The sequence below is a fragment of the Pseudomonas sp. SK3(2021) genome (assembly GCF_016772375.1).
Lineage (GTDB): Bacteria > Pseudomonadota > Gammaproteobacteria > Pseudomonadales > Pseudomonadaceae > Aquipseudomonas > Aquipseudomonas chlororaphis_I.
The window spans coordinates 60802-75309 of sequence record NZ_CP061943.1 but is presented as its reverse complement, the minus strand read 5'-3'; the positions used below and the strand labels follow the sequence as shown (position 1 = coordinate 75309).

The window sequence follows — 14508 nt, the reverse complement described above, 5'->3', positions numbered from 1 at the left end:
GCCGTTATGGAGCGGCCGCTCGCAGCGAACGTGCTTGCATCCGTCGGTGCTCATCAGTACAAAACGCGCTGGGCCGGACGCGCCCCCTGGCGTCATCCAGAGTCGATTCATCGACCATCCCGCCGGCAACAGCCTGAGAACCTGAGGATTTGCGTAAATGAAAAAGTGGCAATGTGTGGTCTGCGGCCTGATCTATAACGAAGCCGACGGCTGGCCGGACGACGGAATCTTGCCCGGTACCCGCTGGGAAGACGTGCCTGAAGACTGGCTCTGCCCGGATTGCGGAGTCGGCAAAATGGATTTCGAAATGATCGAAATCGGCTGATCACAACCAGTGATCCCCTGAACCTGAAGGAGTAAGGAATGAACGCACCTGTCGTCATCGTGGGCACCGGGCTGGCCGGCTACAACCTGGCCCGCGAGTTTCGCAAGCTCGATAGCGAAACGCCGCTGCTGCTGATCACCGCAGATGACGGACGTTCCTATTCCAAGCCAATGCTTTCCACCGGCTTTGGCAAGAACAAGGAAGCCGACGGCCTGAGCATGGCCGAACCCGGGGCCATGGCCGAGCAGCTGAAGGCCGAGGTGCGCACCCATACCCGCATCAGCGGTATCGACCCTGGCCACAAGCGCCTGTGGATGGGTGAAGAAGCGGTGAACTACCGCGACCTGATCCTCGCCTGGGGCGCGGAAACCGTGCGCGTACCGGTGGAGGGCGATGCCGGCGAACTGATCTTCCCGATCAACGACCTGGAAGACTACGCGCGCTTTCGCGCGGCCGCGGCCGGCAAGCGCCGGGTGTTGCTGCTGGGCGCCGGCCTGATCGGCTGCGAGTTCGCCAACGACCTGATCCTCGGCGGTTATGAAGTGGACCTGGTGGCACCCTGCGAGCAGGTCATGCCAACGCTGCTGCACCCTGCGGCTGCCGTGGCGGTACAGGCCGGGTTGGAAAGCCTGGGCGCGCGCTTCCACCTGGGGCCGGTGCTCAATCGCCTGCAGCGCACGACGGATGGCCTCGAGGCGCATCTGTCCGACGGCGAGGTGATTGCCTGCGATCTGGTGGTGTCGGCAATCGGCCTGCGGCCGCGTATCGACCTGGCCGCGGCGGCGGGGTTGATGGTCAACCGTGGAGTGGTGGTGGACCGGCATCTCAAGACGTCCCACGCCAACATCTATGCCTTGGGCGACTGCGCCGAGGTCGACGGGTTGAATCTGTTGTACGTCATGCCCCTCATGAGCTGTGCGCGAGCGCTGGCGCAGACCCTGGCGGGCAACCCGACGGCAGTCAGCTACGGCCCGATGCCGATCACCGTGAAAACCCCGGTCTGCCCGCTGGTGGTTTCGCCACCGCCACGCGGCCTGGAAGGCGTGTGGACGGTCGAAGGGCAGGGCGCCGACATCAAGGCGCTGTGTCGCGATGCCGACGGCAAACTGCTGGGTTATGCCCTGACAGGGGCTGCGGTCATGGAGAAATTGGCCCTGAACAAGGAGCTTCCCGGCTTGTTGGCCTAAATACCGGTCGTTCTGTCGGAATAATCATGTGTTTGCCACTACAAAGGTCGCGCAGAGACTGGCGCCACTCCTAACCGCGTGCCATCCTCACACCCGTCTGCCGCAGAGTAGAGCCTGCGGCGCCTTGGGCGCTGTTCTGGAAGAACAGCACGGACATAACAACAAAAAACCGTCAAAGAGGCTTCACTATGCGTAAACCAGAACTCGCCGCTGCAATTGCTGAAAAAGCGGATTTGACCAAAGAACAAGCCAACCGCGTTCTCAACGCCGTTCTCGAAGAAATCACCGGCGCCCTGCATCGTAAAGACAGCGTCACCCTGGTAGGTTTCGGAACCTTCCTGCAGCGTCACCGTGGCGCCCGTACCGGCAAGAACCCGCAAACCGGGGAGCCGGTGAAGATCAAGGCCAGCAACACTGTAGCCTTCAAGCCAGGCAAATCGCTGAAAGACAGCGTCAATCCATAACTGTTGCGAACTCCCTCGATAGCAGGGAGAACCGTATTGAAAAATGGGCAAGCCGATAACTCGGATGCCCATTTTTTATGGATGGCTGTTCGGCATATAAAGAACAGGAATGCCTAACACAAGTTTCACAGGACTACATCTGTATTGCTCAAAAAGCATACAGAATGGTTGATGGCAAACTATCATTTCGGGTGACATCATATTGGTGGCACTTTTTTAAAGTTAGACGTTGTTCAGGGACTCACTTTTTATAGAAGTTCAAAATTAAGACTATTCCTATGTCCGGCACTTTTCGGCTCGGTGTAGCATTGTCCCTTAATCATTGAATCGTGCTTTGGTTCATATCACGCAAGGCTCTGGCTCAGGGATCCTGGCGTTTCTGGTTGGAATGGGAATTCAACAGGCTGTCTAGGGGGAACCCCTGCCATATATAAGGCAATCTCTTACGAGTAGTCGCTGACAGTTCGTCTTGTCATGTGAGGGGATGCTTGCTAGTGGCCATCATACTGATTACGATGCGCGCTCTTGAAAGAGCAGGCTCAATTGGATGAGTGCGCTCTTCGATACTGTCCAGCACGTGAAAAAAGTCTCGCGTGCGTATAGACCGTAATCTCAAAAAAGGCCATGGATGTCCTACTCAAGTAAACTTTCTGCCCATTACCTCGAACTCGCCAAGGCCTCTGTTTCCAAAGAGAGTTTCGCGGGCGAGGACGTTCGCTTCTCCAGCGAATACGAGGCACTGGAAAGTGAGCTGGGCAAAGCCCAATCCATGCACGAAAGCGGTCAGATCGACTGGCTGAAAATCCTCGAAAACAGCGAAGCGCTGCTGCGTACCCAGTCCAAGGATCTGCGGGTAGCCGCCTGGCTCACCTGGGCCTTGTATCAGCGCGAATCCTTTCCCGGCCTGCTGGCCGGTTTTGGTCTTCTGCAGCACCTGTGCGAACAGCATTGGGCACAGATCCACCCCGCCAAACTGCGTACCCGGGCTGCCGCCATCGGCTGGCTGGTGCCGCGTCTCGAGCAGGTGCTGGGCGAAAACGTCGCGATCAAGGAGCAACTGCCGCTGTTCCGCCGCCTGGTGGAACACCTGGAAGGGCTCGATGCCGTGCTCACCGAACATCTGGGCGACGATGCACCCTTGCTGCTGCCGATCTGCCGGCGGCTGTCGACCATGGTCCAGCGCGCTGCCGACAACCAGCCGGAACCCGGCGCGGTGGGCGCAGTGGTGGCGCAGGTCAAGCAGGCCGCGACCCAGCTGTTCACCCCCGGCGCGCCGATCGACAACGAGAAGGAAGCGCAGAAAGCCCTGCGTGCGTTGCAGGAAAACGCCCGTCCGCTGAGTGCCTGGTGGCTCAAGCAGAAGGCCACCGATGTGCGCGCCCTGCGCTTGAACCGCACCATGCTGTGGTTGCCCATCGATGCCGTCCCGGAGCGCAATGCCGAACAGATCACCGCGTTGCGCGGGCTGCCGGCCGACAAGCTGAAGACCTATCAGGAACGTTTTGCCAATGGGCAATACGCCGACCTGCTGGTGGAACTCGAAGCCAGCCTGGCCAGGGCGCCGTTCTGGTTCGACGGCCAGCGCATGGTCTGGGAGTGCCTGCAGGGGCTGAACGCCGACCAGGCGATGCGCGAAGTGGAGTTTCACTTCGCACTCCTGTTGCAGCGCCTGCCGGGGGTGGTCGAACTGCGTTTCCACGACGGCGCGCCGTTCGCCGATCCGGCCACCCGCAGCTGGATCAGCGCCCACGTCATGCCCCATCTGCAAAGCGCCAGCGCGCCGCGCAAGGTCGAAGCGACCACCAGCCAACCGGCCTGGGAAGAAGCCCTCGAAGAGGTCTTGCCGATCCTGCGCAAGGACGGCCTCAAGGCCGCCGTGCAGATCCTCAAGCAAGGCCTGCAGAACGCCCATGGCGGACGGGTGCGGTTCTTCTGGCAGTTCAGCCTGGCGCGGCTGTGCTTCATGGCCAAGAAGTACGAGCTGGCCAAGACCCAGCTCGAAACCCTCGATCAAGAATTACTGAGCTCGGGCCTGCATGCCTGGGAGCCGGATCTTGCGTTGGAAGTGCTGCACCTCCTGCATAGCTGCTGTGAGTTGTTGCCGCAGAACCACGCAGTGCGAGAACGCAAGGAAGAGATTTATCGCAGGCTGTGCCACCTCGACCTCGAAGTGGTACTCGAATAGGCCCCAGGGCCAACAACCGCAAGGAGAAAAGCCATGGCCAAAGAAGGCTCGGTAGCCCCCAAGGAACGCATCAACGTCACCTTCAAACCCGCCACCGGCGGTGCTCAGGAAGAGATTGAACTGCCGTTGAAGCTACTGGCAATCGGTGATTACACCCAGCGCGTGGACGAGCGCAAAGTGGAAGACCGCAAGCCGATCAGCATCGACAAAATGACGTTCGACGAAGTGCTGGCCAAGCAGGAGCTGAGCCTGACGCTGAGCGTGCCTAACCGTCTTCAGGAAGAGGGCGACACCGAAGAGCTGGCGGTCAAGCTGCGCGTCAACTCGATGAAGGACTTCAACCCGGCCAGCCTGGTGGAGCAAGTGCCTGAGCTGAAAAAACTGATGGAACTGCGCGACGCGCTGGTGGCCCTCAAGGGTCCGCTGGGTAACGCCCCTGCATTCCGTAAAGCCATCGAAGGCGTACTCGCCGACGACGAATCGCGCGGTCGTGTACTCGGTGAGCTGGGCCTGAACGCCGCAGCCACCGAAGCCTGAGTCTCCATCAGTCAAGGAAGCCAACCCTATGAGCACTAGTGCAGCACAACAGAAAAGCAACGAGAACGGCGAGTACAGCATTCTCGACAGCATCATCGCCGAAACCCGCCTGACTCCGGACGACGAAGCCTACGACATCGCCAAGCGTGGTGTGTCGGCCTTCATCGAAGAGCTGCTCAAGCCTCAGAACGACGGCGAGCCGGTCAAGAAGGCCATGGTTGACCGCATGATCGCCGAGATCGATGCCAAGCTCAGCCGCCAGATGGATGAAATCCTCCACCACGAAGACTTCCAGTCCCTGGAATCGGCCTGGCGTGGCCTGCAGTTGCTGGTCGACCGCACCAACTTCCGCGAAAACATCAAGATCGAAATCCTCAACGTCTCCAAGCAGGACCTGCTGGACGACTTCGAAGATTCGCCGGAAGTGATGCAGTCTGGCCTGTACAAGCACATCTACACCGCTGAATACGGCCAGTTCGGTGGCCAGCCGGTGGGCGCGATCATCGCCAACTACTTCATGTCGCCAAGCTCGCCAGACGTGAAGCTGATGCAGTACGTGTCCAGCGTTGCCTGCATGTCCCACGCGCCGTTCATCGCCGCGGCCGGTCCGAAGTTCTTCGGCCTGGAAAGCTTCACCGGCCTGCCGGACCTGAAGGACCTGAAGGATCACTTCGAAGGCCCGCAGTTCGCCAAATGGCAGAGCTTCCGCCAGTCGGAAGACTCGCGCTACATCGGCCTGACCGTACCGCGCTTCCTGCTGCGCAACCCGTACGATCCGGAAGAGAACCCGGTCAAATCCTTCGTCTACAAGGAAACCGTTGCCAACAGCCACGAGCACTACCTGTGGGGCAACACCGCGTACGCCTTCGGTACCAAGCTGACCGACAGCTTCGCCAAGTTCCGCTGGTGCCCGAACATCATCGGCCCGCAGAGCGGTGGCGCGGTAGAAGACCTGCCGCTGCACCACTTCGAAAGCATGGGCGAAATCGAAACCAAGATTCCTACAGAGGTACTGGTCAGCGACCGTCGTGAATACGAACTGGCCGAGGAAGGCTTCATCTCCCTGACCATGCGCAAAGGCAGCGACAACGCGGCGTTCTTCTCCGCCAGCTCGGTGCAGAAGCCGAAGTTCTTCGGCATCAGCGCCGAAGGCAAGGCTGCGGAGCTGAACTACAAGCTCGGCACCCAGCTGCCGTACATGATGATCGTCAACCGCCTGGCTCACTACCTGAAAGTGCTGCAGCGCGAGCAACTCGGTTCGTGGAAAGAACGTACCGACCTCGAGCTGGAACTCAACAAGTGGATCCGCCAGTACGTCGCCGACCAGGAAAACCCGAGCGCCGAAGTCCGTGGCCGCCGTCCGCTGCGCGCCGCGCAGATCATCGTCAGCGATGTGGAAGGTGAGCCGGGCTGGTACCGCGTCAGCCTGAACGTGCGCCCGCACTTCAAGTACATGGGGGCCGATTTCACCCTGTCGCTGGTTGGCAAGCTGGACAAAGAGTAACCAGGAGCAAGGTCATGACCGGATACGGCAGCCTTTTCGAACGCCTGAGTGGCGAGGCCGACAAGCGTGTCGGCTGGAGCCGCGAGGTTTCCGCCATGGCGTCGGTGGCTGCCCATCTGGGCAAGATGCTCAGCACCCGTGCGGGCAGCGTGCAGACGCTGTCCGATTACGGGTTGCCCGATCTCAACGACATGCGCCTGAGCCTGCACGACGCCCTGAGCCAGGCTCGCCTGGCCATCGAAAGCTTCATCGAAGCCTACGAGCCGCGTCTGAGCAATGTGCGTGTCGTTTCCCTGCCGCGTGATCACGACCAGCTCAAGCTGGCTTTCAATATCGAAGGCCTGCTTGAGGTGGACGGGTTCAAGCGCCAGGTCAGTTTTTCCGCGCGCCTGGATGGCAGCGGTCAGGTCAAGGTCAGTTAAGCAAGGAGAGGACGATGTCAGGTAAACCCGCAGCACGCGTCAGCGACCCCACCGCCTGCCCGCTCCCCGGCCACGCGACCAACCCGATCGTCGCCGGCTCCGGCGATGTGTTCTTCGACGGACTTCCGGCCGCTCGCCAAGGCGATGCCTCGGCCTGTGGCGGCGCGATGTCCGGCGGCCTGGCGACCACAGTGCTGATCAACGGCAAGCCGGCGGCCACGGTTGATTCGGTCGGCACTCATGGAAATATCGTTATCGGTGGGTCGGGGACGGTGATCATCGGCAGTTCCCATTCACCGGCGCCGTTTGTGGCGCCCGTGCCTTTGGTGTTGCCTGGCTTTGATGAGCAATTCGTGCTGACCGACAAGTCCGGGGCACCTATGGCGAACTCCCGCTACCTGCTGGTTCGAGAAGACGGCACCGAGGAGGAAGGCGTGACGAACGAGCAAGGCCTAACTCATCGGGTGGCTCGCCACAAGCAGGCCGAGAAGATCGACATCTACATTGCATCGAGAGACTGATCAATGGGCGCCGAAATCAAAACCACCGCCAATGGCAACTTCGTGAAAATTGGCACGATGCAAAGTACCCCTACTAAAGATCCAGGGCCAAAGCCTGTTGCAGTGGAACATGGGCTTACAGTGTTCCTCGGTGGTGCGGGCATGGTGGGTGCTTATAACGACGACATGATCGCCGCATTCACAGAGGCGGGCATTTCAAACTCGGTTTACGGTAACTACTCTTCGCTTATCACCGGCATGGACAAGTATGTTCCTGATTTTGCCGACATGCTGAGCGATGCCTCTTCGGTGGTGCTTTACAATCAGGATGAAAAGGATCCGGTCGTTCTGGAGTATGGCGAGCTACAGACGTGCGAGTACGGCAATGAGTATATTGAAAAGAAATACTTGTTTGGCCTGGTTACTGTCAGAAACTATAAAGAAGTGGTATGTACGCCGACCAGTGACTTGATGGCGATGAAAATCAGCCGTGACGTCAGCAAGATCAAAGCCACGGAATTTCCTTTAAGTGCCCTGCAGATAAGCAAACCACTACCGAAGGTGGGGCAATTCAATATCGTTGGTTACTCTTGGGGGGCGGTCATTGCCGCGCGGAGTGCCATCTATTACGCCCGTGCCGGTATTAAGATCGATCACCTTGTGCTGATCGGCGCTCCGATCAACAAGAGCCTGAGGGATGCAGTCAGCACCCATCCGAATATCGGCAGCACCATCATCATCGACCTCAAGGACAAAGGCGACCCCATTTATGCGGGGATCTCGGACGAAGAGTTGATGAAGGCCTCCATCGAGTTGGGCAAACAGATGCTGAACGGCGGTGGGCACTTCTACTATTCGGGCAACAATCCCGAGGGAAAAGCCCGGCGCCGGGAACTGGCCAAACTTCTTTATAAAAAGGGGTTGCGCTGAATGTTCCGTTATTTTTATCTCGCCGTATCAGCGCTTTTGTTGCTGATGTCTTTCACGCATCCGCGCACGCAACCACCGAGCGACTTCAGTTGGGCTGGCTTCACTTTTCCGACTGACTGGTACGAGTGGCTTTTCTTATTCTGCACTGTTGCTTTCATTCCCATGATGGGGGTGGCTTTTTATTATTTTCTGAAAGGCATCAGTCTCTCGCTGAAACAACGAAGTTTGCGGGCAGGCGCTTCTGCATTACTGGTTTCAATCGCAGCTTCCATTGCACTTTATAGTTTTAACAAGTGGGTGTTCAGTGAGTTGTTTTAGGTTTGGCCCAAAAAGCAGCAAGAGAGGAGTCGGCAGGGTATCAACTCTGTTTTGCAGTCGCGTTTTTCTGTCGAGGGTATACAGCGTGCAATTGCAAGTAGGGGAGTCGTATCTGGGCAATGTCTATGACTTCAGAAATCTGGATGTCATGCAGGGGGCGGGTTCTTGGTGCTCAAACCTGAGGCTGACATGAATAAGCTCTACCGTCTCGCCATGTGCCTGATTGTCCACGCTCTGGGATGTGGTGCTTATGCATTTCTGAATAATGCGGTGGTGGTTGTCTACAAAGGTCTGAACGGTGGTTTTACGACCCGAAGTGTTGCAATCGGGATTGCCAGCTACGCGCTTTTTTATATTTTCCTGACCGTTAATTTACTCATCGCCTTAATCCCCAACCTCGTTGTCAAGCTAGGGCTTTTGTGCCTGATGGTGGGTTTCATCTTGCTCTGGATGTTGCCTGATAACCCGATCAGAGCGCTGTTCTACGGCGTGGCTCAAGGCTGTATCACGTTGCTGGCGATTCTTGTCACTCAAGTCATTGAATTGCGTTGGGTATTACGAACCTTAGCCTGTCGTGTCGAACAGATCCCACCCATAGGGGACTGCTAATGACCGGCTCTGATGTTGTGAGTTTTTTGGGGGGCGGATGGTCATGCCTCTCAGGACGGTTTTCATGGAATCCATTACCAGGCAGGTAACCCGTGTCCTTTAACCACTACTACCAAAGCGAACTCACCGCGCTGCGCCAGTTGGGTCGCCGTTTCGCCGAGCGTAGTCCGGCCCTGGCACCGTTTCTCGGCCAGGCCGGGCGGGATCCGGATGTGGAGCGCCTGCTCGAAGGTTTCGCTTTCCTCACCGGTCGCTTGCGGCAGAAGTTGGATGACGAGCTGCCGGAGCTGAGCCACTCGCTGATGCACCTGCTGTGGCCGAACTACATGCGGCCGTTGCCGGCGTTCAGCATTTTGCAGTTCGACCCGCTGAAGCAGTCCGGGCCGGCCCTGCGGGTGGAGCGTGATACGCCGGTGGAGAGCCAGCCCATCGATGACGTGCGTTGCCGCTTCCGCACCTGCTACCCGACCGAAGTCCTGCCGCTGGACCTGACGGCATTGAATTACTCGGTGAAAGGCGACGGCGCGCTGCTCAGCCTGCGCCTGGAGATGAGCTGCGACGGCCATCTCGGCGAGTTGAACCTGAGCCGCCTGCGCCTGCACCTGGCGGGCGAGCGCTACATCAGCCAGATGCTCTACCTGAGCCTGCTGCGCAACCTCGAAGGTATCGAACTGGTGCCGCTGGGCATGGACGGCAAGCCATTCCCGGGTGTCAGCGGCAACGCCATGTCGTTCAAGATGCCCGGCAACCGCGTGCAGCCGGTGGGCTTCGCCGAAGAAGAAGCGTTGATCCCGTATCCGCTGAACACCTTCCGCGGTTATCGCTATCTGCAGGAGTATTTCGCCTTCCAGGACAAGTTCCTGTTCGTCGACCTGAACGGCCTGGACCTGCTCAAGTCGTTGCCGGAGGACACCCTCAAGCAGATGCGCGGCCTGGAAGTGCGCTTCGACATTCGCAAGAGCGGCATCCAGCGCCTGCGGCCGACCCTGGATAACGTGAAGCTGTATTGCACGCCGATCGCCAACCTGTTCAAGCACGACGCGCTGCCGATCCGCCTCGATGGCAAGCAAGACGAATACCTGCTGCTGCCGGCCGAGTACGACCTGGAAAACTGCGGCGTGTTCTCGGTGGAAACCGTCACCGGCTGGAAGCCCGGCGGCCTGGGTTACCAGGAATATGTGCCGTTCGAGTCCTTCGAGCACGACCCGAGTTTCGACGTCCCGCAAAGCCGTCCGCACTACAGCATCCGCCAGCGTTCCTCGCTGCTGCACGACGGCCTGGACACTTACCTGAGTTTCGGCATCCGCCACACCGAGGCCCACGAGACCCTGTCCATCGAGCTGACCTGCACCAACCAGAACCTGCCGCGCCGGCTCAAGCTCGGCGAAATCAACCAGGCGTGCGAGGAAACCCCGGAGTTCCTCAGCTTCCGCAACATCACCCCGGCCACTTCGAGCTACGCGCCACCGCTGAATCGCGACTTCCTGTGGAAGCTGATCAGCAACATGTCGCTCAACTATCTGTCGCTGGCCAACGTCGACGCGCTCAAGGTGATTCTCGAAACCTACGACTTGCCGCGCTACTACGACCAGCACCTGGAAAAGGTCAGCAAGCGCCTGCTGGGCGGGCTCAAGTCGATCCGCCACGAGCATGTCGACCGGCTGCATCGGGGCCTGCCGCTGCGCGGTCTGCGCACCGAGCTGACCATCGATCCGGAAGGGTATATCGGTGAAGGCGACATGTTCGTCTTCGCTTCGGTTCTCAACGAGTTTTTCGCTCTTTACGCCAGTCTCAACTCGTACCACGAGCTGCGGGTAAAAAGTACACAGGGAGAGGTGTACCAATGGACACCACGTATGGGTCTGCAGCCCCTGCTTTAAGCGGGCTGACCCGGGTCATCCGCGAGTACTCGCTGTTCCAGGCCGTGCTGCTGGTGGTGGACCGGCTGCGCGATTCCCACCCGGGCCTGAGCGAAGAGGATCTCTACGACCAGCTGGAATTCCAGGCCAATCCGAGCCTGGGTTTCCCTGGCAGCGATGTCGATCGCGTGGAGTTTTTCGAAGAGCACGGGCAGATGCGCGCGCGCCTGCGGTTCAACCTGATCGGGCTGTTCGGCTCCGGCTCGCCGCTACCGGCGTTCTACGGTGAGCAGGCCCTGGGCGACAGCGAAGACGGCAACCCGACCCGCAACTTCCTCGACCTGTTCCACCATCGCCTGCAGCGGCTGATGCTGCCGATCTGGCGCAAGTACCGCTACCGCGCGAGCTTCAAGAGCGGTGCGCTCGACCCGTTTTCCGCCCAGCTGTTCGCCCTGATCGGCCTCGGTGGCGAGGACATCCGCAAGGCCAAGGAACTGAACTGGAAGCGCCTGTTGCCGTACCTCGGCCTGCTCAGCCTGCGGGCCCACTCGGCGGCGCTGATCGAGGCCGTGCTGCGCTACTACTTCAAGCATGCGGACCTGGTGATCGAGCAGTGCATCGAGCGGCGGGTGGAGATTCTCGAAGAGCAACGTAACCGCCTGGGTCGCGCCAACAGCCAGCTCGGCGAAGACCTGGTGCTGGGCGAGCGGGTGCGCGACCGCAGCGGCAAGTTCCGCATCCATATCCGCCAGCTCGACTGGCAACGCTTCCACGAGTTCCTGCCGATCGGTTTCGGCTACCAGCCGCTGTGCGCGCTGGTGCGGTTCACCCTGCGTGACCCGCTGGACTACGACATTCGCCTGGTCCTGCGCCAGGAAGAAATCCGCGAACTGCGCATCGGTGAGCAGAACGCCTGTCGCCTGGGGTGGACCAGTTGGCTCGGCCGCGAACGCGCGGACGGCGTGGTGACCCTGGGCAGCAAAATTCATTAAGGACAGATGACATGATCAACGTAGACCTGCAGCAACTGATCCAGGCGCTGGACGCCGAAACCCGCCGCGACCTGGAAAGCTCCGCCGAACGCTGTGTCGCCCGTGGCGGCAGCAAGATCCTGGTCGAAGACCTGCTGCTGGGCTTGCTGGAGCGTCCGCAAGGCCTGCTCGCACGCGCATTGCAGGACGCCGAAGTGGATGCCGGCGAGCTGAGTGCGGCACTGCAATCGCGGGTCGAGCACAGCGCCTCGCGCAACCCGGTGTTCGCCCCGGAGCTGGTGCAGTGGCTGCAGGACGCCTTGCTGGTGGCCAACCTCGAACTGGGCCAGAGCCAGGTCGAGCAGGCGGCGCTGATCCTCGCCCTGCTGCGTAACCCGATGCGCTACGCCGGTAGCCGTTACCAGCCGCTGCTGGCCAAGCTGAACATCGAGCGCCTGAAGGATTTCGCCCTGTCGCAGAAGCAAGAGCCGGCCAGCGGCAAGCCGGCGGCGCCGGGCGAGTCGTTGTTGCAGCGCTTCACTCACAACCTGACCCAGCAGGCGCGCGAGGGCAAGCTCGACCCGGTGCTGTGCCGCGATGGCGCGATCCGCCAGATGGTCGACATCCTCGCCCGTCGCCGCAAGAACAACCCGATCGTGGTCGGCGAACCCGGCGTCGGCAAGACCGCAGTGGTCGAAGGCCTGGCCTCGCGCATCGCCGCCGGTGAAGTGCCGCAGGTGCTCAAGGGCGTCGAGCTGCTGTCGCTGGACATGGGCCTGCTGCAGGCGGGCGCCAGCGTGAAGGGTGAGTTCGAGCGCCGCCTCAAGGGCGTGATCGACGAGGTCAAGGCCTCGCCCAAGCCGATCATTCTGTTTATCGACGAAGCCCACACCCTGATCGGCGCCGGCGGCAACGCGGGCGGTTCCGATGCGGCCAACCTGCTCAAGCCGGCCCTGGCCCGTGGCGAGCTGCGCACCATCGCCGCCACCACCTGGGCCGAGTACAAGAAGTACTTCGAGAAGGACCCGGCGCTGGCCCGGCGCTTCCAGCCGGTGCAGCTGCATGAGCCGACTGTCGGCGAGGCGGTGACTATCCTGCGTGGCCTGGCCCAGGTCTACGAGAAGAGCCACGGCATCTACCTGCGCGATGACGCGGTGGTGGCCGCGGCGGAACTGTCGGCCCGCTACCTGGCTGGCCGCCAGCTGCCGGACAAGGCGGTGGACGTGCTCGACACCGCCTGTGCCCGGGTGCGCATCAGCCTGGCGGCGGCGCCGGAGAGCCTGGAACGCCTGCGTGGCGAGCTGGCCGAAGGCGGCCGGCAGCGTCAGGCGCTGCGCCGCGACGCCGAGGCCGGCCTGGTGATCGACCAGGAAGCGCTGGACGCGCTGGAGGCCCGTCTGGACGAAGCCGAAAGCGAAAGGGTCGCCCTGGAAACCCTGTGGACTGAGCAGAAGCAGTTGGCCGAGCGTCTGTTGCAACTGCGTCAGCAACTGGCCAAGGCCCGTGAGGCCGCAGCCGTCGAGCCGGCCATCAGCGTTGAAGAAGACGCCGAAGGCACGGTGATCGAAACCCTCGCTACCGAAGTCGATGAAGGCCAAAGCGTCGAAACGCTGGAAGCCGAACTGAACCAGACTCACAGCGCCCTGACCGCCGCGCAAGCCAAGGAGCGCCTGGTCAGCTTCGAAGTCTGCCCGCGCCTGGTGGCCGAAGTGATCAGCGCCTGGACCGGTGTGCCGCTGGCGCAGCTGGCCCGCGAACACAACGCCAAGGTGGCGAGCTTCGCCACCGACCTGCGCGCGCGGATTCGCGGTCAGGAGCAGGCGGTGCACGCGCTGGATCGTTCGATGCGCGCCACCGCTGCTGGCCTGAACAAGCCGGATGCCCCGGTCGGCGTGTTCCTGCTGGTGGGGCCGAGCGGCGTCGGCAAGACCGAAACCGCCCTGGCCCTGGCCGACCTGCTGTATGGCGGCGATCGCTTCATCACCACCATCAACATGTCCGAGTTCCAGGAGAAGCACACCGTGTCGCGCCTGATCGGCGCGCCGCCAGGCTACGTCGGCTACGGCGAAGGCGGCATGCTCACCGAGGCGGTGCGGCAGAAGCCGTATTCGGTGGTGCTGCTCGATGAGGTCGAGAAAGCCGACCCGGACGTGCTCAACCTGTTCTATCAGATCTTCGACAAGGGCGTGGCCAACGACGGCGAAGGGCGCGAGATCGATTTTCGCAACACGCTGATCCTGATGACCTCGAACCTGGCCAGCGATCGCATCAGCGCGCTGTGCGAGAACGGCGAGCGGCCGAGCGCCGAGACCCTGGAGGAGACCATCCGTCCGGTGCTGAGCAAGCACTTCAAGCCGGCGCTGCTGGCGCGCATGCGCGTGGTGCCGTACTACCCGGTGGGTGGCCCGGTGCTGCGCGAGCTGATCGAAATCAAGCTGGGCCGCCTGGGCGAGCGCCTGAACCGCCGTCAGCTGGACTTCAGCTACTGCCAGAACCTGGTGGATCACCTGGCCGAGCGCTGCACCCAGAGCGAAAGCGGCGCGCGCCTGATCGACCACTTGCTCGACTTGCACGTACTGCCGCTGGTGGCCGACCGCCTGCTGGACGCCATGGCCACCGGCGAGAACCTCAAGCGCGTGCACGCGACGCTCGACGGCAGCGGCGGCGTGACCTGCGAGTTCGCCTGAGGTGGGTGTG

The 14508-nt window shown here is 61.0% G+C and carries 14 protein-coding genes; all 14 read left to right on the top strand.

Annotated features, from left to right (window positions below; translation table 11 throughout):
- Positions 1 to 157: 157 nt before the first annotated feature.
- Positions 158 to 325: a rubredoxin gene (locus tag IF690_RS00355; protein ID WP_007930291.1), complete on the top strand. Its 168-nt coding sequence runs from the start codon at positions 158 to 160 to the stop codon at positions 323 to 325.
- A gap of 38 nt (positions 326 to 363) precedes the next feature.
- Complete coding sequence (locus IF690_RS00350) at positions 364 to 1512, top strand: NAD(P)/FAD-dependent oxidoreductase (protein ID WP_202698401.1); 1149 nt, start codon at positions 364 to 366, stop codon at positions 1510 to 1512.
- A gap of 188 nt (positions 1513 to 1700) precedes the next feature.
- Positions 1701 to 1976 carry an HU family DNA-binding protein gene (locus tag IF690_RS00345; RefSeq protein ID WP_003213368.1) on the top strand — a complete coding sequence of 92 codons (276 nt, stop codon included), beginning with the start codon at positions 1701 to 1703 and terminating at the stop codon, positions 1974 to 1976.
- Positions 1977 to 2604: 628 nt separating this feature from the next.
- Positions 2605 to 4161 (top strand): type VI secretion system protein TssA, encoded by a 1557-nt coding sequence (tssA, locus tag IF690_RS00340; protein WP_202698400.1) that lies wholly within the window; start codon positions 2605 to 2607, stop codon positions 4159 to 4161.
- Between the two features lie 33 nt (positions 4162 to 4194).
- A complete protein-coding gene (tssB, locus tag IF690_RS00335) occupies positions 4195 to 4698 on the top strand; it encodes a type VI secretion system contractile sheath small subunit (protein ID WP_007930286.1) in 504 nt (167 codons plus the stop codon).
- Between the two features lie 28 nt (positions 4699 to 4726).
- Positions 4727 to 6202 carry a type VI secretion system contractile sheath large subunit gene (tssC, locus tag IF690_RS00330; RefSeq protein WP_009051592.1) on the top strand — a complete coding sequence of 492 codons (1476 nt, stop codon included), beginning with the start codon at positions 4727 to 4729 and terminating at the stop codon, positions 6200 to 6202.
- Between the two features lie 14 nt (positions 6203 to 6216).
- On the top strand, positions 6217 to 6624 hold the full coding sequence (gene tssE, locus IF690_RS00325) for a type VI secretion system baseplate subunit TssE (protein WP_007930282.1): 408 nt from the start codon (positions 6217 to 6219) through the stop codon (positions 6622 to 6624).
- Positions 6625 to 6638: 14 nt separating this feature from the next.
- Entirely contained in the window at positions 6639 to 7145 is a 507-nt protein-coding gene (locus tag IF690_RS00320) for a PAAR domain-containing protein (RefSeq protein ID WP_202698399.1), read from the top strand.
- Positions 7146 to 7148: 3 nt separating this feature from the next.
- Positions 7149 to 8054 (top strand): hypothetical protein, encoded by a 906-nt coding sequence (locus IF690_RS00315; RefSeq protein ID WP_202698398.1) that lies wholly within the window; start codon positions 7149 to 7151, stop codon positions 8052 to 8054.
- Positions 8055 to 8372 carry a hypothetical protein gene (locus IF690_RS00310; RefSeq protein ID WP_202698397.1) on the top strand — a complete coding sequence of 106 codons (318 nt, stop codon included), beginning with the start codon at positions 8055 to 8057 and terminating at the stop codon, positions 8370 to 8372.
- Positions 8373 to 8561: 189 nt separating this feature from the next.
- On the top strand, positions 8562 to 8981 hold the full coding sequence (locus tag IF690_RS00305; RefSeq protein WP_202698396.1) for a hypothetical protein: 420 nt from the start codon (positions 8562 to 8564) through the stop codon (positions 8979 to 8981).
- A 92-nt stretch (positions 8982 to 9073) separates the two neighbouring features.
- Positions 9074 to 10861, top strand: coding sequence for a type VI secretion system baseplate subunit TssF (gene tssF / locus IF690_RS00300; protein ID WP_202698395.1), 1788 nt, complete (start codon positions 9074 to 9076; stop codon positions 10859 to 10861).
- On the top strand, positions 10825 to 11832 hold the full coding sequence (tssG, locus tag IF690_RS00295) for a type VI secretion system baseplate subunit TssG (RefSeq protein ID WP_023967802.1): 1008 nt from the start codon (positions 10825 to 10827) through the stop codon (positions 11830 to 11832). The genes tssF and tssG overlap by 37 nt, the downstream gene beginning before the upstream one ends.
- Positions 11833 to 11843: 11 nt before the next feature.
- Entirely contained in the window at positions 11844 to 14498 is a 2655-nt protein-coding gene (tssH, locus tag IF690_RS00290) for a type VI secretion system ATPase TssH (RefSeq protein WP_202698394.1), read from the top strand.
- Positions 14499 to 14508: the final 10 nt, after the last annotated feature.